Origin of the sequence: Methylobacterium sp. ARG-1, assembly GCF_001262595.1 — a bacterium.
GTDB lineage: Bacteria > Pseudomonadota > Alphaproteobacteria > Rhizobiales > Beijerinckiaceae > Methylobacterium > Methylobacterium brachiatum.
The window spans coordinates 115773-135077 of the sequence record NZ_LHCD01000013.1 but is presented as its reverse complement, the minus strand read 5'-3'; the positions used below and the strand labels follow the sequence as shown (position 1 = coordinate 135077).

Annotated in this window: 22 protein-coding genes; 14 read left to right on the top strand and 8 right to left on the bottom strand. The window is 70.2% G+C overall.

Going from position 1 to position 19305, the window contains the following annotated elements:
• From AKJ13_RS14455 to hemA, 3 genes are all read right to left on the bottom strand, one after another.
• The coding region (locus AKJ13_RS14455; RefSeq protein ID WP_050733963.1) for an adenine phosphoribosyltransferase at positions 1–473 on the bottom strand (473 nt) is incomplete at its 3' end.
• Positions 474–554: 81 nt separating this feature from the next.
• On the bottom strand, positions 555–1352 hold the full coding sequence (locus AKJ13_RS14450; RefSeq protein ID WP_050733962.1) for an inositol monophosphatase family protein: 798 nt from the start codon (positions 1350–1352) through the stop codon (positions 555–557).
• A 310-nt stretch (positions 1353–1662) separates the two neighbouring features.
• Positions 1663–2958 (bottom strand): 5-aminolevulinate synthase, encoded by a 1296-nt coding sequence (hemA, locus tag AKJ13_RS14445; RefSeq protein ID WP_050733961.1) that lies wholly within the window; start codon positions 2956–2958, stop codon positions 1663–1665.
• A gap of 319 nt (positions 2959–3277) precedes the next feature.
• Here hemA and AKJ13_RS32635 point away from each other — a divergent pair, with 319 nt between their 5' ends.
• Together AKJ13_RS32635 and murA are read left to right on the top strand one after the other, a co-directional pair.
• On the top strand, positions 3278–3457 hold the full coding sequence (locus tag AKJ13_RS32635; protein WP_082316957.1) for a hypothetical protein: 180 nt from the start codon (positions 3278–3280) through the stop codon (positions 3455–3457).
• 85 nt (positions 3458–3542) lie between these two features.
• A complete protein-coding gene (gene murA / locus AKJ13_RS14440) occupies positions 3543–4832 on the top strand; it encodes a UDP-N-acetylglucosamine 1-carboxyvinyltransferase (RefSeq protein WP_007558115.1) in 1290 nt (429 codons plus the stop codon).
• Between the two features lie 69 nt (positions 4833–4901).
• Here the strand turns inward: murA and AKJ13_RS14435 are convergent, their stop codons facing one another.
• Entirely contained in the window at positions 4902–5333 is a 432-nt protein-coding gene (locus AKJ13_RS14435) for a hypothetical protein (RefSeq protein WP_050733960.1), read from the bottom strand.
• A gap of 267 nt (positions 5334–5600) precedes the next feature.
• Here AKJ13_RS14435 and AKJ13_RS14430 point away from each other — a divergent pair, with 267 nt between their 5' ends.
• Genes AKJ13_RS14430 through AKJ13_RS14415 form a run of 4 tightly spaced genes read left to right on the top strand, consistent with a single transcriptional unit; the run spans position 5601 to position 8362 of the window.
• Positions 5601–6059, top strand: a complete 459-nt coding sequence (locus tag AKJ13_RS14430) for a DUF2948 family protein (protein ID WP_007567957.1) — start codon at positions 5601–5603, stop codon at positions 6057–6059.
• A gap of 19 nt (positions 6060–6078) precedes the next feature.
• A complete protein-coding gene (gene hisD / locus AKJ13_RS14425; RefSeq protein WP_050733959.1) occupies positions 6079–7374 on the top strand; it encodes a histidinol dehydrogenase in 1296 nt (431 codons plus the stop codon).
• 10 nt (positions 7375–7384) lie between these two features.
• Positions 7385–7867 (top strand): UPF0262 family protein, encoded by a 483-nt coding sequence (locus tag AKJ13_RS14420; RefSeq protein WP_007567961.1) that lies wholly within the window; start codon positions 7385–7387, stop codon positions 7865–7867.
• A gap of 24 nt (positions 7868–7891) precedes the next feature.
• Entirely contained in the window at positions 7892–8362 is a 471-nt protein-coding gene (locus tag AKJ13_RS14415) for a low molecular weight phosphatase family protein (protein ID WP_007567963.1), read from the top strand.
• Here AKJ13_RS14415 and AKJ13_RS14410 read toward each other — a convergent pair.
• Positions 8340–8840, bottom strand: a complete 501-nt coding sequence (locus tag AKJ13_RS14410; protein ID WP_050733958.1) for a DUF1203 domain-containing protein — start codon at positions 8838–8840, stop codon at positions 8340–8342. The two genes, AKJ13_RS14415 and AKJ13_RS14410, sit on opposite strands and share 23 nt — an antisense overlap.
• A gap of 233 nt (positions 8841–9073) precedes the next feature.
• Between AKJ13_RS14410 and AKJ13_RS31370 the strand changes: the two genes are divergently transcribed.
• Positions 9074–9517, top strand: coding sequence for a hypothetical protein (locus tag AKJ13_RS31370; RefSeq protein ID WP_144426251.1), 444 nt, complete (start codon positions 9074–9076; stop codon positions 9515–9517).
• 76 nt (positions 9518–9593) lie between these two features.
• Here the strand turns inward: AKJ13_RS31370 and AKJ13_RS14400 are convergent, their stop codons facing one another.
• Complete coding sequence (locus AKJ13_RS14400) at positions 9594–9911, bottom strand: hypothetical protein (protein ID WP_050733956.1); 318 nt, start codon at positions 9909–9911, stop codon at positions 9594–9596.
• Positions 9912–10055: 144 nt separating this feature from the next.
• A complete protein-coding gene (locus tag AKJ13_RS14395; RefSeq protein ID WP_200905636.1) occupies positions 10056–10748 on the bottom strand; it encodes a transglutaminase-like cysteine peptidase in 693 nt (230 codons plus the stop codon).
• 687 nt (positions 10749–11435) lie between these two features.
• Between AKJ13_RS14395 and AKJ13_RS14390 the strand changes: the two genes are divergently transcribed.
• From AKJ13_RS14390 to AKJ13_RS14370, 5 genes are all read left to right on the top strand, one after another.
• Positions 11436–12689 (top strand): glutamate carboxypeptidase, encoded by a 1254-nt coding sequence (locus AKJ13_RS14390; RefSeq protein WP_082316956.1) that lies wholly within the window; start codon positions 11436–11438, stop codon positions 12687–12689.
• A gap of 261 nt (positions 12690–12950) precedes the next feature.
• Positions 12951–14150: an FIST N-terminal domain-containing protein gene (locus AKJ13_RS14385; protein ID WP_244471605.1), complete on the top strand. Its 1200-nt coding sequence runs from the start codon at positions 12951–12953 to the stop codon at positions 14148–14150.
• Positions 14147–15493 (top strand): hybrid sensor histidine kinase/response regulator, encoded by a 1347-nt coding sequence (locus AKJ13_RS14380; protein ID WP_050733953.1) that lies wholly within the window; start codon positions 14147–14149, stop codon positions 15491–15493. Before AKJ13_RS14385 ends, AKJ13_RS14380 begins: the two co-directional genes overlap by 4 nt.
• A gap of 159 nt (positions 15494–15652) precedes the next feature.
• On the top strand, positions 15653–17047 hold the full coding sequence (locus AKJ13_RS14375) for an MFS transporter (protein ID WP_050733952.1): 1395 nt from the start codon (positions 15653–15655) through the stop codon (positions 17045–17047).
• Positions 17048–17132: 85 nt separating this feature from the next.
• Complete coding sequence (locus tag AKJ13_RS14370; RefSeq protein ID WP_050733951.1) at positions 17133–17930, top strand: SDR family oxidoreductase; 798 nt, start codon at positions 17133–17135, stop codon at positions 17928–17930.
• A gap of 98 nt (positions 17931–18028) precedes the next feature.
• Here AKJ13_RS14370 and AKJ13_RS14365 read toward each other — a convergent pair whose 3' ends face one another.
• A complete protein-coding gene (locus AKJ13_RS14365; protein ID WP_007567987.1) occupies positions 18029–18400 on the bottom strand; it encodes an SWIB/MDM2 domain-containing protein in 372 nt (123 codons plus the stop codon).
• Positions 18401–18644: 244 nt separating this feature from the next.
• Here AKJ13_RS14365 and AKJ13_RS33090 point away from each other — a divergent pair, with 244 nt between their 5' ends.
• Both AKJ13_RS33090 and AKJ13_RS14360 read left to right on the top strand, forming a co-directional pair.
• Positions 18645–18767, top strand: coding sequence for a hypothetical protein (locus AKJ13_RS33090; RefSeq protein ID WP_280137112.1), 123 nt, complete (start codon positions 18645–18647; stop codon positions 18765–18767).
• A 50-nt stretch (positions 18768–18817) separates the two neighbouring features.
• The gene (locus tag AKJ13_RS14360) at positions 18818–19303 is read left to right on the top strand and encodes a DUF2721 domain-containing protein (RefSeq protein WP_050733974.1); all 486 of its coding nucleotides are present in this window, start codon (positions 18818–18820) and stop codon (positions 19301–19303) included.
• Positions 19304–19305 lie beyond the last annotated feature (2 nt).

The following is a 19305-nucleotide window of genomic DNA, read 5'->3' as shown; positions in this document are numbered from 1 at the left end:
TCGGGCAGGTCGATCACGAAGCAGGCCGCCACGATCTCGGCGCCGATCTTCTGCAGCAGATTCACCGCCGCCGTCGCGGTGCCGCCCGTGGCGATCAGGTCGTCGACCAGCAGAACCTTGTCGCCGGGCTTCACGGCGTCGACGTGGATCTCGATCTCGTCGGTGCCGTATTCGAGGGCGTAGGCCATCGAGACGGTCTTGTGGGGCAGCTTGCCTTTCTTACGGATCGGCACGAAGCCGCAGGACAGCTGGTGCGCGATGGCGCCGCCCAGGATGAAGCCCCGCGCCTCGATGCCGGCGACTTGGTCGATTCGCCCACCGGCATAGGGATGGACCAGCGCGTCCACCGCCCGCCGGAAGGCGCGCGGGTCGCTGAGCAGCGTGGTGATGTCGCGGAAGATGATGCCGGGCTTCGGGTAGTCGGGAATCGAGCGAATCGAGTCCTTCAGCGCGACGTGGCGGCGGGCTTCCATGGGTTCGGGCCTTCCGTGGGGGACGGCGCGCTTAAAGCAGATGCCCCGGTCCCTGACCAGTTTCGCGGGCTCCGGCGGCGATCAGGCCGCCTGCACCTTCTTGAGCAGGGCGAGGAGTTCCCGGTGCAGCACCTCGTTGCCGCAGGCGACCGAGCGGGCGGCGAGCGGCTCGGCCGCCCCGTCCGCCGAAGTGACGTAGCCGCCGGATTCGCGCACCAGGATGACGCCAGCGGCGAAATCGTAGGTCTGGAGGTCGCGCTCCCAGTAGCCGTCAAGGCGGCCGCAGGCGACGTAGGCCAAGTCCAGGGCCGCCGAGCCCATCCGCCTTGTGCCCCCGGCCACAGCCATCACGGCACCGAGTTCGCGCAGCAGGCGCGGATGGCTGCCGCGGCCGAGATAGGGCGTGCCGTAGCCGACCAGCGCGTCGGCCATGTCCTGCCGGCCCGAGACCCGGAGGCGGCGGTTGTTGAGATAGGCGCCCTTGCCGCGCTCGGCGACGAACAGCTCGTCCTTGATCGGGTCGAAGATCACGCCGGCCACGATCTGGCCCTCGCGCTCCAGCCCGACCGAGATCGCGAAGTGCGGCACGCCGTGCAGGAAGTTCGAGGTGCCGTCGAGCGGGTCGACGTGCCAGGTGTGGCTCTTGTCGGTGCCCTCGATGATGCCGTTCTCCTCCAGCACCAGGCTGTAGCCGGGACGGGCCTTCATCAAGGCGTCGCGCAGGGTCTCCTCGGCCTTCCGGTCCGCGGCCGAGACGAAGTCGCCCGGCCCCTTCCGCGAGACCTGAAGATTCTCGACCTCGCCGAAATCGCGGCGCAGGCCGCGGGCGGCCTTGCGCACGGCGTCGACCATCACGGTCATGAGCGGAGAGGAGATCATTTGTTCGCGACTTTTCGGGGATGGATGCTGGCACCGTGGTTATAGGCCGGCGCCGGAAAAGACGAGCCTGCCGGGGATGGGCAAGCCCGGCGGATCGTGGCGGGGGCTTCCGACGCAGGCCGATCGAAGCTGGCGCGCGCCATCCCCCCTCTGCGGGGGCGGGCGGCCCCTGCGGTAGCACGAGTCGGGAGAGGGGAGGCCGGTGTCCGGAAGCGGCGGAGTGGGCGAGACGGCGCAGCCTCATTAGGCACCGCCACTCCCCCGACCCGCGAGGGGGGCGGAGAGGCGCGCAAGGCCGGCCGCAGAAGACCTATTCCGCCGCCTCGACGAACACCGTCCCGGCGCGCGGCAGGTCCAGGGTCTCCCAGGTCTCGGCCAAAGCTGCGGCCAGGCGGGCGATGTGGGCCGCATCGTGGAACGGCGACGGGGTGATGCGCAGGCGCTCGGTGCCACGCGGGACCGTCGGGTAGTTGATCGGCTGGATGTAGATGGCGTGGCGCTCCAGCAGGTGGTCGGCCGCCGCCTTGCACAGCTCCGCATCCCCGACCATCACCGGCACGATATGCGTCTCGGTCTCCAGCACCGGCAGGCCGGCCTCGGTGAGCGCCGCCTTGGTGGCGGCGGCCTGGGCCTGATGCGCCTCGCGCTCGGTATTCGAGCGCTTGAGGTAGCGGACCGAGGCCCGGGCGGCCGCGGCCACGGCCGGCGGCAGCGCGGTGGTGAAGATGAAGCCAGGGGCGAAGCTGCGCACCGCGTCGCAGATCGCCGCCGAGGCGGTGATGTAGCCGCCGACGCAGCCGAAGCCCTTGGCGAGCGTCCCCTCGATCACGTCGACCCGGTGCATCACGCCGTCGCGCTCGGAGATGCCTCCGCCGCGGGGCCCGTAGAGGCCGACCGCGTGGACCTCGTCCAGGTAGGTCATCGCCCCGTAGGTGTCGGCGAGGTCGCAGATCTTGCCGATCGGCGCGATGTCGCCGTCCATCGAGTAGACCGACTCGAACACGATCAGCTTCGGCCGGTCGCCGGCCGCGCGGAGCAGCTCCTCGAGGTGCTGCAGATCGTTGTGGCGGAAGATCTTCTTGTCGCAGCCGGAATGGCGGACGCCCTCGATCATCGAGTTGTGGTTGAAGGCGTCGGACAGGATCAGGCAGTTCGGGATCAGCTTGGCGATCGTCGAGATGCCGGCCTGGTTCGAGACGTAGCCCGAGGTGAAGACGAGGCCGGCCTCCTTGCCGTGCAGGTCGGCGAGCTCGCGCTCGAGATCGACGAGCGGCGAGTTGTTGCCGGCGATGTTGCGCGTGCCGCCCGCGCCGACGCCGCAGCGCGCGGCGGTGTCGGTCATCGCGGAGACGACCTCCTTGTGCTGGCCCATGCCGAGATAATCGTTGGAGCACCACACGGTGATCTCGGTGGTCTTCCCGTCGGGCTTACGCCACTTGGCGGTGGGGAACCGGCCGGAGATCCGCTCGATATCGGCGAAGACGCGGTAGCGCCGCTCGCCGTGGAGCTGGTCCAGGGCGCCCCGGAAATACCGCTCGTAGCCAGAGCCGGCGCGCGTCGAGCCCGCTTGGGCGAGCATCGTGCTGGGCATCCGGGTGACGGTCATCGAGCGTCCTTCGCGTGTTCGGCCGTGCGGGCGGTGCCGGCACGGCACCCAAGTCCCGCGATCGAGGTACGGCCTCGGTCCAGTCCTTCGCGTGAGAGGCGCAAGATACGCGCGGATCTGGAACTGGTTCAAGGTAAGGTCCCGACATCTCTGCCCTGCGCCCGTTGAGAGGCCGGGACGAACCCGCTAGCCTCGCGGTCGCTCTCGACCCACCCGAACATGGCTCCAGATCCTTGAGCATCCCCGTATCTTGCTGCCGAATGGCCTGCCCTGGTGCGGGATGGCGCGCCTCAAGCCTGCGGCGACGAAGGGTCGCGCGATGAGCGAGACCAGGGATGCCCGCGCCGAGCGCCTGAAGGCGGCGCTTCGCGAGAATCTGCGGCGGCGCAAGGCCCAGGGTCGCGGCCGCGCCGAAACGGGGCCGTCGCCCGGGGTGGGAGAGTCCGAACCCAGGGAAACTGATTCTCGCGGTCCAGATTCCGACAAAACCGGTCTATAGGGTACGGCCAAGCCTGGGCGCCGCGGCGTCCACCAGGAGAACGGCCGGCCGCGCGCCAGGGAGGTGCGCCGCCCGAGGACACACGATGGACCGCATTCACATCACCGGCGGCGCGCCTCTCAACGGCGTGATCCCGATCTCGGGCGCCAAGAACGCGGCGTTGCCGCTGATGATCGCGAGCCTGCTCACCGGCGAGACGCTGGAGCTGATCAACGTCCCCCGCCTCGCCGACATCTCGGCGCTGACGCGGATCCTGGGCAATCACGGCGTCGACCACATGGTCGTCGGCAAGCGTCCCGGGCAGACCACCGAGACCGGCCAGACGATCCGCCTCACCGCCTCGAACGTCATCGATACCACCGCGCCCTACGACCTGGTCTCGACCATGCGGGCGAGCTTCTGGGTGGTGGCGCCCCTGCTCGCACGCTTCGGCGAGGCCAAGGTCTCGCTGCCGGGCGGCTGCGCGATCGGGACCCGGCCGGTGGACCTGCTGATCATGGCCCTGGAGAAGCTCGGGGCCGAGATCGAGATCGATGCCGGCTACGTGGTCGCCCGCACCAAGAACGGCCTGCGCGGGGCCGAGGTGAATTTCCCCAAGGTCACGGTCGGCGGCACGCATGTGGCCCTGATGGCGGCCTCGCTGGCCTACGGCACCACGGTGATCGAGAACGCCGCCCGGGAGCCCGAGGTGGTCGATCTGGCCGAATGCCTGAACAAGATGGGCGCCAAGATCCGCGGCGCGGGCACGCCCCGGATCGAGATCGAGGGCGTCGCCCGGCTGAACGGCGCGCGTCACGAGGTGCTGCCCGACCGGATCGAGACCGGCACCTACGCGATGGCGGTGGCGATGACCGGCGGCGACGTGATCCTCAAGGACACCCGAGCCGAATTGCTGCATTCGGCGCTCGACGTGCTGTCGACCACGGGGGCCGAGATTAGCCAGGTCGAGGGCGGGATCCGGGTGCGCCGCAACGGCGGCGGGATCGCGGCGGTGGACGTGACCACCGACCCGTTCCCGGGCTTCCCCACCGACCTCCAGGCGCAGTTCATGGCGCTGATGACGCTCGCCAAGGGCCAGTCGCATATCCGCGAGACGATCTTCGAGAACCGGTTCATGCACGTGCAGGAGTTGGCCCGCCTCGGCGCGAAGATCCGGCTCGAGGGCGACCTCGCCATCGTCGAGGGCGTCGAGCGCCTGAAGGGCGCGCCCGTGATGGCCACCGACCTGCGCGCCTCGGTCTCCCTGGTGATCGCCGGCCTCGCCGCCGAGGGCGAGACCCAGATCAACCGGGTCTATCACCTCGACCGCGGCTTCGAGGCGCTGGAAGCCAAGCTCGGGCGCTGCGGCGCACAGATCGAGCGGGTGCGGGCTTAGGGCTGGCATCTGCCCGTCGTCCTGCTGGCGGCGCCGTATCGTCTCGAGCACGACGCCGCCTGAGACGCCTCAGCCGCCGATCTGCCCGCGCTTGTACCCGAAACCGGGTATCTCGCAGCCGCAGGGCGCGTTGTACGGGGCGGGACGGGTCGGGCAATCGCCTCGGGCCGTGACGCAGATGCTGCCGCTGCGCCAGCGCCGGTCGTAGCGCGGCCGATCCCAATCGTCGTCCGGGGGCGGCGGGGGCGGGGGTGGGCGCCGACGCGGGCGGTCGTAATCGTCGTAGGGTGGCGGCGGCGGGGGCGGAGGCCGGCGGAGCCACTCGTCGTCCGGCGGCGGGGGTGGCGGCCGACGGCGGCGGTCGTACTCGAAGCGATCCGGCCCGGGGCGGCCGTAGATGTAGACATCCGCGTCCGGGCCAACCTGCGCGCGCACCGGGACAGGGAGCATTTGTGCCAGGGTCAGGGCGGCCAGGGCCGCGAGCGGGATCCGTTTCACCATCGTTGTCCTGCCTCGAATCGTCGCCTCTTCGTCCGGCCGCCCTTCTCGACGGAGCCCGGTCGGCCTCCTTTTGGGCGCGCTCGCTTGCGCCGAACCGGTGTCCGCTCTGGCGGCGAGCGCATGAGCGTGAATCGGATGAACCGCCGCCGAGACGGCGATCCCGGCCCCGGCCGTTGCCCGCGCCGGGTCTGACCGCTACCTACGGCCTGCCGCGAAGCCGCCGCCGTCGCACTCCGCCCGCGCCCCGCTATCCCCGAGGATCCTTTCATGGAGCTGCTCAAGCTCGCCGCCCTCGATACCGAGGACCTGACCGTGATCTCCGCGCACCTCCAGGACGCGATCCTGCGCCCGGAGGATCTGACCTACCTGGCGGGCGAGCAGCGCTTCCTGATGGTCGTGCGGCGCTTCGACTGGACGCCGGACGTCCCGCCGCGCCGGCGCCTGGCCGGGGTGCATTTTGAGCGCGTCCTGCGCGTGAAGACCCGCGGCCTGGCACCGGGCGACGCGATGCCGATGAGCCTGCTCGCCCTGACCTTCGAGGCGACCGACGCGCCGTCCGGCCATATCGACATGGTGTTCTCCGGCGGCGCCGCGGTCCGCCTGGAGGTCGAGTGCATCGAGGTCCGGATGAAGGATCTCGGCCCGGTCTGGGAGGCGGTCGCCCGCCCCGGCCACGCGATCGATCCCGAGATCGACGCCATCCCCGCCCCCGGCCCGGCGGCCTGAGACAGACGAAAGACATCCGATGGTCCGGCTCGACAGCCAAGCTCCGAACTTCGCCGCCGATTTCGCGCGGCTGCTCACCGCCAAGCGCGAGATCGCCGAGGATGTCGACGAGGCGGTCCGTGGCATCATCCACGAGGTCGTGACCCGCGGCGACGCCGCCCTGGTAGAATTCACCCGGCGCTTCGACCGGCTGGGTGCGGAGTTTTCCGCCGACGCGCTGCGGATCACCGAGGCTGAGATCGACGCGGCCGTGGCGGCCTGCCCGGCCGAGGCGCTGGACGCCCTGCGCCTGGCCGCGGAGCGGATCGAGGCGTTCCACGCGCAGCAGAAGCCGCAGGATTACCGAGCGACGGACGCGCTCGGCGTGACGTCCGGCTGGCGCTGGACCGCGCTGGAATCGGTCGGCCTCTACGTGCCGGGCGGGACGGCGAGCTATCCCTCCTCGGTGCTGATGAACGCCGTGCCGGCCCGGGTCGCGGGGGTGCCGCGGATCGTCATGGTGGTGCCGACGCCCGACAACACCCTCAACCCCCTGGTGCTGGCCGCCGCCCGGCTCTCCGGGGTCCACGAGGTCTACCGGGTCGGCGGCGCCCAGGCGGTCGCGGCCCTGGCCTACGGCACCGCCAGCATCGCGCCGGTGGCGAAGGTGGTCGGCCCCGGGAATGCCTGGGTGGCCGCGGCCAAGCGCCGGGTGTTCGGCCAGGTCGGGATCGACATGATCGCCGGCCCCTCCGAGGTGCTGATCCTGGCCGACGGCCACGCCAATCCGGACTGGATCGCCGCCGATCTCCTGGCCCAGGCCGAGCACGACACCGCTGCCCAATCGGTGCTGATCACCGACAGCGCCGCGCTGGCCGAGGCGGCGGAAGCCGCCGTCGAGCGTGCGCTCACCACCCTGCCCCGGGCCGAGATCGCCCGGGCGAGCTGGCGCGATTACGGCGCGATCATCCGGGTGCGGGATTTCGACGAGGCGGTACCGCTGGTCGACCGGCTCGCCCCCGAGCACCTGGAGATCGAGACCCAGGATGCCGAGGCGCTCGCGGGCAAGATCCGCAACGCCGGGGCGATCTTCCTGGGGTCGCACACGCCGGAGGCGATCGGCGACTATGTCGGCGGCCCGAACCACGTGCTGCCCACCGCCCGCTCGGCCCGGTTCTCCTCGGGCCTCGGCGTCCTGGACTTCATGAAGCGGACGACGATTCTGGCCTGCACCCCGGAGAGCTTGCGGGCGCTGGGCCCGGCGGCGATAACGCTCGGCCGGTCGGAGGGTCTGGAGGGGCACGCCCGCTCCGTTGCGATCCGGTTGAACCTGTGAGGGTGTGGGGATGGCCGAGAAGCAGCGCGGGCCGAACCGCCTCGCCAAGGTAAGCCTGGACGAAGCGTCCATCGCCCGCGGCAACCCGGATCAGGAGCACGAGCGGGCGATCGCCCTGTTCGACATCCTGGAGGACAATTCCTTCACCATCCCGGGCCGGGAGGGGCCCTACGCGCTGACGCTGGGCTTGGTCGAGAACAAGCTGTCCTTCGCGATCAGCACGGTGGACGGCGAGCCGGTGATGACGCACCTCCTGTCGCTGACGCCGTTCCGACGGGTGATCCGCGACTACGAAATGATCTGCGAGAGCTACTACAACGCGATCCGCACCGCCTCGCCGTCGCAGATCGAGGCGATCGACATGGGCCGGCGCGGCCTGCACAACGAGGCGTCCGAGACGCTCAAGCAGCGCCTCGACGGCAAGGTCGATCTCGACCACGACACGGCGCGCCGCCTCTTCACCCTGATCTTCGCCCTGCACTGGAAAGGCTAGGGCGCCCTCCGGCCCCGAGCGGCGATGGCTGAGCCCTTTCCCGAGACCACCCCGAAGAAGCGGCGGGTGCAGTCGGTCCTGTTCATGTGCAACTACAACGCCGTGCGCTCGGCCGCGGCCGAGGCGATCGCGCGGGCCTATTTCGGCAAGTCGACCTACGTCCAGTCGGCCGGCGTCCGCTCGGGCGAGCCCACCGACCCATTCATGATCGCGGCCCTCGACGAGGTCGGCATCGACGCGAGCCGGCACCGCCCCCGCACCGTCGAGCAGCTGGAGGATTGGGAGGGGCTGAACTTCGACCTAATCATCACGCTCTCTCCGGAGGCCCACCACCGCGCCCTCGATCTGACCCACACGATCGCGGCCGATGTCGAGTATTGGCCGACGCCGGACCCGACGCTGCTGCAGGACGCCTCCCGCGAGCAGCGCCTGGAGGCCTACCGGGACGTGCGCGACGGGCTCACCCGGCGGATCAAGGCCCGGCTGAAAACGTAGCCGCGACGCGCTCCACCCGGGACAGAAGGCAGCCGGGCCGCGCGGTGTGGACGTTGACGAAGGCCGTGCGGGGATCGTCCAGGGCGCGCAGCAGCGGCGCATCGACCTCCGCGCCGGGACAGACATGGCCGAGGTCGTACAGGCAGAGATCCTCCGCATCGTAGGCCCGGACCGACACCAGGGTGTTGGCGCGGATGATCGGGGCGACGACGTCCGCCGCCTCGAAGCCCGGGCAGGCCTGGGCGTGCAGGAAGATCGGGCTCGGGGTCCAGTAGATGCCGCGCGGGCGCCCGAGATCGTAGGAGCCCAGCAGCATCGGCGCGCCCGGTTCGGCGCAGAGCAGGCAGCGTCGGCACGGAAATCCGCCCGCACCGGTCGCCGTTACCCGCCGCAGCGGGTTGTCGAAATCGTCGCGTCCGGTGCGGCGGAAACGGTCGGCGACGGCGGCGTCGATCGGGATGCAGCGATATCGGGTCATGGATCTCTCCGGGGGCCCGAAACCGTGCCGTCCAGCCGGCCGGAAAACGTCCCGTTCCTTGCTGCCGAGTCCCGGTTTCCCGACCCGTCGGAGGCCTGAGCCGTGCCGCCTCGTCGGCCAAAACATTTCGCCAGCGAATGTAACCGGCCCGTGAATCCGCTGTCCGCGGCAAGTTCCTCACGCCCACAAATTTCTATATCTTTTGAGGCCGTCAATCGTTCCGGAAAAATTCGATGTTCAAGGCGCGATTTCTTGCAGTATCCGCCTGCGCCGGCATCTTATCCTGCGCGCCGGCGACAGCACAATGGAGCCCCTTCGGAGGCTTATTGAATGTCGCGGTCACCCAAAACTGCGCATTGACCTCGGGAAATATCGCCACGGCCACGAGAGATGGCATGTTCCTGTGCCCGGCACGAGCGGAGCTGGTCGATTCTCAGGTCAAGGACGCGAGCCACTTTTACGTCGTCCATGAATACGGTCTTCTGGCCATCAGGATGAACTCGGATAAGCTGGCGGATTGCTGGGCGGCGCATCAGCTCGCTGGCGCGCCCAACGGGCCGCACTACGTCAAGCAGTGGATCACGCACTGGAGCAATTACGGCATGACACGCCCGACGCTCGGCACGCCGGCGCAGAGGATCGCCAATGTGCGGGCCTGCTGCGCCTGCGGGATCTAGGTGTCACGCGTGATCGGGTTGCGGCCGTCTGTATAAGCCCGTTGCGTCGCCTGAAGCGTGGGCGCGCCTCGGCGGCTCACCCCCGGCTGCTGACCAGCCACGCCCGGATGCGGCCGGCAAGCATGGGCCGGGCGCGGGCGACGTCGTCATCGTCCAGGAGCGGGGAGCGCGCCAGGGCCGCGAGATAGGCCTCCTCGGCAGCGCGGCAGGCGCGGAACGCAGCATCCGCGGCGGGATCGGGATCCGTGAGCGTCGCCTGAATTCGGAAGTTGCGGCTGAGGCATTCGCGCCAGCTGCCGTGGCGCATCTCGGTTTCGCTGCCGGCGCGGGCAGGCCCGGTGACGAGCAGCAGCGCCGCGAGCAGGGCAGACAATACGAAGGTGGCTGGCGACATGGATCGGGCACTCGGTCCAGCGGCAGAGTGGCGTCCACAGGGTTAGCGAAGGGTTAAGTGAACACCGCAATACCGGTTCAGATCACGAGCCCGCAGGCCCCCGACACGTGAATCTCCGGCGCCCGAGCGGCGCGGCCGATGCGATCAGCGGTTGGCGGTGGTGACCGGCGAGGTGACGCCGCCGAGGGAAACCCAGGCCGTGGCGTCCTGGCTCTCGCGCTTGATGAACACGTAGCCGGTCTTGTGCCACGGCACGATCGCGTTGGTCTTGTTGTCGAGGACCATATCGCCGCGATCGGTGATCAGGGTCAGCACCGCGTGGCCCTCGCCCTTCTCGTCGATGACCACGGTCATCCGCATCGCCCGCCGGGGCAGGCCGGCCTCGGCCAGCAGGTGGCGCTTGAGCAGCTGGAAATCCTCGCAATCGCCGATGCCGTCCTCGGCGAGGTCCCAGCGGTCGGCGACGTGGAGATGCTCCATGTCGGTCTTCGGCTCGACCGACTTGTTCACCCGACGGTTGACCGAGACGATCGTCGCCCAGATCGCCGGAGTCAGGCTGATGCGGGCCGGCTCGCTCCGGTCGACCGTGCATTCGGCCGCGTAGGCCTGGCAGAACGTCACCCAGGCCGCGATCGGGCGGGCGCCGCCCTGGGGCTCGGCCCCGAGCTGGGGGGACGGCAGGCTCGCGAAGGTCTGCGCCTGACCGGCATTGGCGCCGAGCCCGGCAAAGCACAGGGCAGCCCAGGCGAACCCGGCCAGAACGCGACGGCGGCGGGAAACCCGACGCGGCGCAGAGCTGGCGACCGAACCCTGCACCTTGGAAGCCGCGAACCGCATCGCCGTGACCCAACCGTTAAGCTCTCGTTAACGAAAGCTCTCACGCCGGGGGGGCCGGCGGCAATCGGCGGCTTAACAAAAGGTTAATGCTGTGCGCAACGCGGATGGCGCGGGATTTTAACGGGCTGTGGCGCCGGCGCTCTCCGGGGTTTCACCGACGCGCAAAATCGTGAACGTTCTCAACGCTGATCCGGTCGTGCGGCCGCTGTCACCCGGGTGCCGCATCCGCGAAAATCTGTGGGCGGCCGGCGACCGACGCCTGCAAGGGTATGCACGGAGATCTGCCCAAGCGCGGGTTTGGTGGTCCCGGCGACGAGGGCGGGCAGGTGAGAGTCGCCCCGACCGGCCCGCGAGGGAGGGGTGGAGCGATCCGTTCGCGGCAACCGGATCCGTAGCCCGGCGCGCGACCACGGGGCGTCACCGATGGCGCATGCACCGCCATCCATAGCGCAGGGGGCGCGGCGGGACTCAGCCGGATTCCTTGGAAGCGGCGAGCAGCGTCCGAAATCAGGGCCCGACCGAGCCAGCCTGCCGTGCCGCCAGACGCGAGAAATCCACCCGATGACCTGGCGTATCGCGAGGATTGCTTGGGCCCGCGCCGGGAACATCGCCACGGGAGCGGTCGGCGTTGCGTGCGGGGTCGGCCGTGCTAAGTCGCGATCGCTTGACAGCCGGTAAGGAGTGTCCGTGCGCGCGACCGCCCCTCTCATCCTCACCCTGTTCTTCGCCCTGATGCCCCGCCCTGCGCTTTCGGCGCCGGACGAGGCCGTCTACGCGGCGGTGAAGGCCCAGAACGACCCGTATCGCGAGACGCTGAAGGGGTTGGTCGACGTCGATTCCGGCACCGGCCAGGTGCCAGGCCTCGGAAAAGTCGAGGCGACCCTGCGGGGGCGGCTCGAGGCGCTGGGCTTCTCGGTGGAGGCCCGCCCCGCGCCGGCGCTGGGCGGCAACACCCTGGTCGCGACCAAGCCGGGCAAAGGCCAGCGCCGGATCATGATGCTGGTGCATTACGACACCGTGTTCGGCGAGGGCGACGCCGCCAAGCGGCCGTACACCGAGCGCGACGGCCGCGCCTACGGTCCGGGCGTCGCCGACGCGAAGGGCGGCGTGGCGATGGTCCTGCACACCGTGGCCGCGTTGAACGCCCTGCATTTCGACGGCTACGGCACCCTCACGGTCGTGTTCAATCCCGACGAGGAGCGCGGATCGCCCGGCTCCCGGGCCGAGATCGGCAAGGTCGCGCGCGGGCAGGACGTCGTCCTCTCGTTCGAACCCTCCTTCGATGAGGCGGGCGTGGATGCCGTCACGGTGGCGACCAAGGGCATCAACTACGCGAGCCTGACGGTGAAGGGGCGCGCCTCGCATGCCGGCGGGGCGCCGGAAGCCGGGCGCAACGCCGTCGTGGAGATCGCCCACCAGATCCTGCAGCTCCAGGATCTGGGCGACGCCGACAAGGGCACGAGCCTGCACTGGACCACCGTCCAGGGCGGCACGAAGCCGAACATCATCCCCGACGCGGCGAAGGCGGAGGGCGACATGCGCTACTTCGTGCCGAGCGAGTATGACCGCGTCTTGGCCCAGGCCCGGACAATCATCGAGCGGCACCGCGTGCCTGACACCGAGGTGCGCTTCGACCTCGCCAAGGGCCGGCCGCCGCTGCCGCGCAACTCGGCCACGCAGGACCTCGGCGCGCGTGCCCGCGCGATCTACGCGGAGCTGGGCGCCGATCTGAAGCTCGCCGAGATCGGGGGCGGCACGGATGCGGGCTACGCCTTCCAGCCGGACAGCCCGGGCAAGCCGGCGATCCTGGAATCCCTCGGCATCGTCGGCGGACGCTACCACAGCGCCGACGAGTTCGCGGTCCTGGCGAGCATCACACCCCGTCTCTATCTCGCCACCCGGCTCGTCATGGAGGCGTCGAAGGCGGACGGGACCAAGTAGGCCTCTGTCTCGCTCCTGACTTGAGCGCGCCCGCCGCCGAAGCGGGCGCCGGTCCGACAGGGGGGTCCGATCAGATCCGCCGATCGGAATGGAGGCCCTGCAGCGGACATTCGCCCTCGGCATTGTCCCGGCCAGGGCGCCCCACGACGTCCCGTTGCGCAGATCGGTTGTGCACGACATACTCCCATCAAGACTCTGAAGAGCGCGCGGAAAGTGCGCCGAGGGGACACCAGGGGATGGAACGTGGCTCAAGGATCGGGAGTGCGCCGCCATCTGTGCGGCATCTGGACCGCCTGGTCGGAGGCGGCATCGCCGGACGACGCGGTCAGTGAGGTCGCACGGGCGATCGGCACCCCTTCCCTGTCCCAGGTCGTCGCGTTCTTCTCGGCCGATTACGATCCCGAGATCCTGGCCGCCGCCCTGGAGGCCCGGTTTCCGGGCGTGCCGGTCGCGGGCTGCTCGATGTCGGGCGGCATCGCGCCTTCCGGCGGCCTCGACCGGGGCCTCGTGGTCATCGCGTTCCCGGCCGAACGCTTCCGCATCGTCTCGACCGTGCTCGCCGCCATCGACCAGCTCGATGTCGAGCGCACCGCCTCTTCCGTGCGCGCCCTGCGCCGGACTCTCGATCCCCCCGGCGCCTGCCGCGAGACTGAGGCGCCAGCGACCGGCGGCCGCTTCGCGCTGTCGCTGATCGACGGGCTCGCCAACGCGGAGGAGACCGTCGTCTCGGCCATCGCCTGGGCCCTCGACGGCATCCCGATCGTCGGCGGCTCGGCCGGTGACGATTTGCGCTTCCGCGACGCGGTGCTGCTGCATGGCGGCCGGATCCACCGCAAGGCGGCGGTGCTGGTGCTGGTCGAGACCGATTGGCCGTTCGAGATCTTCAAGAGCGACAACTTCGAGCCGACCCAGTCCAAGTTCGTGGTCACCGCCTCGGACAGCGAGCGCCGCACCGTCCATGAGCTCAACGCCGAGCCGGCGGCGCGGGAATACGCGATGGCGATCGGCCTCGACCCCGAGGGCCTGTCGCCGATGAGCTTCGCGGCCTACCCGCTCGCCGTGAAGGTCGGGGGCGAATATTTCTGCCGCTCGATCCGCCGCGTGGACCCGGACGGGTCGCTGAGCTTCTTCTGCGCCATCGACGAGGGCGTGGTGCTGACACTGGCCGAGCCGCGCGACATCGTCGCCTCCACCCGGGCCGAGCTGACGCGGCTCGACACAGCGTTGGGCGGCGTCGACCTGATCATCGGCTTCGAATGCGTGCTGCGCCGGCTCGATGCCGAGAGCCGTCAGGTGGGCCACGGCATCGCCGACCTCTACCGGCGCTACAACGTCGTCGGCTTCGAGACCTTCGGCGAGCAGTACCGGGCCATGCACCTGAATCAGACGTTCACCGGCATCGCCATCGGCAAGGGGCTGAAGGCGCGCGACGGCGCCGGCGACGCCTTGGCCGCGTCATGACCCTGCACCCGTCCGGGCTCGAGACCGACGCGTCCCTGCGCCGGCGGATCGAGAAGCTGGAGCGGATCAACGCCGCGCTGATGTCCCATGTCGAGCGCAGCATGGATCAGCGCGGCAGCGCCTACTCGCTGTTCCAGACCGCGATCATGCTGGAGGGGCGCGTCCGCACCCGCACGGAGGAGCTGACCGGGCTGATGCACCGCCTGGAGCGCTCGAACGCGGCGCTGGCGGCGGCCAAGGAGGAGGCCGAGACGGCCAACCGCTCCAAGACCCGCTTCCTGGCGGCGGCGAGCCACGACCTGCTGCAGCCCGTCAACGCCGCCCGCCTGTCGATCTCGGCGCTCGACGACCTGCCGCTGCCGCCCGAAGCGCGCGCCATCACGGGCCAGGTCGAGCGGGGTCTCCAGACCATCGAGGACCTGATCAAGACGCTCCTGGACATCTCCAAGCTCGATGCCGGTATCGTCCGGCCGCAGTTGCAGGCGGTCTTCCTGCCCGACCTGCTGGCCGAGCTGGCGGAGAGCTTCAAGCCCTTCGCCGAGCGCAAGGGCCTGCGGCTCGCGGTACGCTGCCCGGAGCTGACCGTCACCAGCGACGTGATGCTGCTTCAGCGCATCCTCCAGAACCTAATTTCGAATGCCATTCGCTACACCGCCACCGGCGGCATCGTATTGGCGGCGCGCCGGCGCGCCGGCGGGGTGCGGATCGACGTGACCGATACCGGCTGCGGCATCGCCGCCGAGGAGCGCGACCTGGTCTTCGAGGAGTTCTTCCGGGGCGGTGTCCGGACGAGCAGCGCGGAGGAGCCGGGCCTCGGCCTCGGCCTGTCGATCGTCCGCCGAATGGCCCAGGCGCTCGACCATCCCCTCACCCTCGCATCCCGGCCCGGCCACGGGACCCGGGTGACGCTGGGCCTGCCGATGAGCTCGGTCCCCGCTGCCGCGGCGCCCCCGGTGCCGGTGGCGACCCGGCTCTCGGGCGCCCATGTCCTCGTGGTCGAGAATGACGCCGCCACGGCCGACGCCATGGCGCGCCTGCTGCAGAATTGGGATGCCCGGGTCTCGACGTTCCGCGATCTCGCCGGCGTGCGCGGGGCGATCGAGGCCGGGGCCACGCTGCCCGACATCCTGGTGCTGGACTACCATCTCGACGACGGCATTTGCGGGCTCGACGTGGCCGCCTATCTGCGCGGCCGCTCTGCGCGTCCGCTCCCCGCGATCGTCACCACCGCCGACCATTCCGAAGCGATCGAGGCGCGGGTGGCGGAAGCCGGCGCCGAGCTGGTCCACAAGCCGGTCAAGCCCGCCCAGCTCCGCTCATTGCTCACCTACATGCTGGCCTGACGAACAATCCCGCCCGCGCCGTGACATAGGACACGCTGCAGCCCTCGACGCTGTGCCGCGGCTGCGCGAGAGGGAACCGGCATCCGCGGTGCATCTGCACCCGGGTTTCCCCACGCAATCGACGTCGCCGGCCCTCCGGGACGCCGCAGGAGCGCGCGTATGGCGCAGGTCCCGGCCGGTACAGGCGTCCCCGCCCAGCACGACGGCCTGCCGCCGCGGGAGCGGGTCCTGGCGATGGCGGCGATCGGGCTGGCCATGACCATGGCGGTGCTCGACGGGGCGATCGTCAACGTGGCCCTGCCCGTGATGGCCAAGGACCTCGCGGTGAAGCCCGCCGACGCGATCTTCGTGGTCAACGCCTACCAGATCGCCGTGACGGCGAGCCTCCTGCCCTTCGCGTCGCTCGGCGACATCTTCGGCTTCCGCCGGGTCTACCTGCCGGGGCTCGCTCTGTTCGTGGCGGCCTCGCTCGCCTGCGCGCTGGCCCCGAGCCTGCCGCTCCTAATCGTCGGGCGGATCGTCCAGGGGCTCGGCGCCGCGGCGATCATGAGCGTGAATATCGGCTTCGTCCGGTTCATCTACCCGCACCGCATGATCGGCCAGGGGGTCGCCAACGTCGCCCTGGTGGTGGCGGTGGCCTCGGCGGCGGGGCCGACCGTGGCGGCGGCGATCCTGTCGGTGGCGAGCTGGCCCTGGCTGTTCCTGGTCAACGTCCCGGTGGGGCTGCTCGCCCTGGCCGTGGCCACGCGCACCCTGCCGGCGACCCCGGCGAGCGGGCGGCGCTTCGACCTAGTGAGCGCGGTCCTCAACGCGCTGACCTTCGGCCTGCTGATCATCGGCATCGACGGGCTCGGCGACCCCGAGGGCCAGGCGATCGCCGTGGCCGAGCTCGTCGGCGCCCTGGTGATCGGCACGGTCTTCGTGCGCCGCCAGATCCGGCTGCCCGCCCCGCTCCTGCCGGTGGACCTGCTGCGGATCCCCGCCTTCGCCCTGTCGATGGCGACCTCGGTGGCCTCGTTCTGCGCCCAGATGGTGTCCTACGTCGCGCTGCCGTTCTACTTCCAGGACGTGCTGCACCTTTCCAGCACCCAGACCGGCTTCCTGCTCACCCCCTGGCCGATCGCGGTGGCCGCGATGGCGCCGATCTCGGGGCGCCTGGCCGACCGCTACCCGCCGGGGCTGTTGGGCGGCATCGGGTTGGCGATGCTGGCCGCCGGCCTCGTCTGCGTGACGCTCCTGCCCGAGGCGCCCGCCACCATCGACATCGTCTGGCGCCTGACCCTGTGCGGGCTCGGCTTCGGCCTGTTCCAATCGCCCAACAACAAGGTGATCGTCACCTCGGCGCCGCGGGAGCGCGCCGGCGGGGCCAGCGGGATGCAATCGACGGCCCGGCTCACCGGACAATCGCTCGGCGCCGCCCTCGTGGCGGTGATCTTCGGACTGACCCATGGGCTGGGCGCCGAACGGGCCGTCACCTGGTCACTCGTCTGCGCGGTGGCGCTCGCCACGATCGGCGGCTGCGCCAGCGTCCTGCGGCGGGGTAAGGGCGGTTAGGCGGGCCCGGCATGCCACCGACCGGCCCGGCGCGCGTTGGCCGGAGATCCACAATCCCGCGTTCCCAGCTCCGGAGTCTCCGTCCATGGATCTCGACCTCACCGGCAAGAAGGCCCTCGTCACCGGCTCGACCGGCGGCATCGGCTACGCCATCGCCAAGGAACTCTGCGCCCTCGGCGCCGAGGTCGGCATCAACGGCCGTACCGCCGAGCGCGTCGAGGCCGCGCTGACCAGGCTGCACGGCGAGACCAAGGCCGGCCGGGTCTTCGCGGCGCCGGCCGACGTCGCCACCGTCGAGGGGGTCGAGGCCCTCACCCGGGCGCTGCCGGCGGTGGACATCTTGGTCAACAACACCGGGATCTTCGAGCCGAAGCCGTTCTTCGAGATCCCGGACGCGGATTGGCAGCGCTTCTACGACGTGAACGTGATGAGCGGCGTGCGCCTGTCCCGCGCCTACGCGCCGGCCATGGCCGAGCGCGGCTGGGGCCGCGTGATCTTCATCTCGAGCGAGTCCGGCATCAACACGCCGACCGAGATGGTCCATTACGGGATGACCAAGACCGCGCAGCTCGCGATCTCCCGCGGCCTCGCCCAGACGGTCGCCGGCACCGGCGTGACGGTCAACAGCGTGCTGCCCGGGCCGACCCTGTCGGAGGGCGTCGCGGAATTCATGACGCAGATGGCTGGCGGGGCGGCGGATGCCGATCTCGACGCGATGGGCCGGGCCTTCGTGGCCGAGCATCGCCCGTCGTCGCTGATCAAGCGTCTCGCGACGGTGGAGGAGGTGGCGAGCCTCGTCGCCTATCTCTGCAGCCCAGCAGCGAGCGCCACGACGGGCGCTGCGCTGCGGGTGGATGGCGGTGTCCTGCAAGGCCTCGCGTAGACCGCCTCGGGCGAAACGGTCATCGGCTCGGGGCCGTCCGGCCCCGTTTGATCGCGCGCCACCGGTCCGGCGTAAGCGCCGGACACGGGCTCAGCCGATCAAGACTTCAGGTGAGCCGCAAGATGCTTGTTCATCTCGAACATGGAGCACTTGTCCTTACCGAAGACCTTCTTGAGCTTGTCGTCGGCGAGGATCTCGCGCTTGTTCTCGGGGTTCTGCAGGTTGTGCTTCTTGATGTAGTCCCACACCTTGCTGACCACCTCGCCGCGAGGCAGCGGGTTGGTGCCGACGATCGCGCCGAGATCCGCCGACGGCTTCAGCGGCTGCTGCAGGGCGTTCGGCTTCGCACCGGCGGCCTTGGTGGCGGCAGGCTTGGCAGCCTTCGCGGGCGCGGCCTTGGCGGCCTTCGGCTCGTCAGCCTTCGTGGTCTTGGCCGCCTTCGGCGCAGCCTTCTCGGTCTTCGTGGCCATAAACTTCCTCCGGTTCTCGGGCCGCAGGCCGGGGCATGAGCGCCCCACGGCCGAGCCAGCATAGCAGCAACTAAGCGGTGCTGCCGCCGTTCCAAGGGGAAATCGCCTTCGCGGGGCCCTCATCCACAGGGCAGGCGCCGAAATCCACACCGGAACCGGCCGATCTGCACCGCCGCGCAGAACATTCCGTCGGCCTTGCCCGCGCGAAACCTGATCTTAACGGTGGCGCGCGAGAAATACAGTCATGTTTACCCCGGTCCTCGCGCTCGCGCTGTTGCTCGCCACCGGGCTCGTGCTCGGTCTTGGTCTGAGTGTCCGAGCCGAACCGACCGCGCCTGGCCTGGAGCCGCCCCGCGGGCTGGTCTGAAAGCGTCCGGGATTGCCGCGCCGCGCCGTCCGGTGCATCTGCCCACGCGCATGATCGATCCCATCACCTCCACCACCCTGGAAAGCACCGCTCACGTCGTCCAGGTGGCGCTGAGCCCGGTCTTCCTGCTGTCGGGCCTGGCGACGCTGCTCAACGTGTTCGGCGCCCGGCTCGCCCGCGTCGCCGATCAGGCCGAGCGCGTCTCGACGCTGCTGGCCGGGGCCGGCGAGGCCGAGCGTATCGTCCTGGGCCAGCGCCTCGACCGGCTGCACACGCGCTCGCTCGCGCTGGACGCGGCGGTGTTCCTGGCCGCCCTTGGGGGCGTGGCGACCTGCGGCTCCGTGCTGACACTGTTCGTCGGCGCCCTGCGCGACAGCACCGTGGCGAGCCTGCTGTTCGGGCTGTTCGGGGCCGCGATCCTGTGCACGCTCTGCGCGCTCATCGCGTTCGGCTTCGAGATGCTTCTGGCGAGCCGCTCGGTGCGGGACCGGGTCAACCAGCGCCGGGCCAATGCCGGGATGCTCGCGGATCTTTAGGG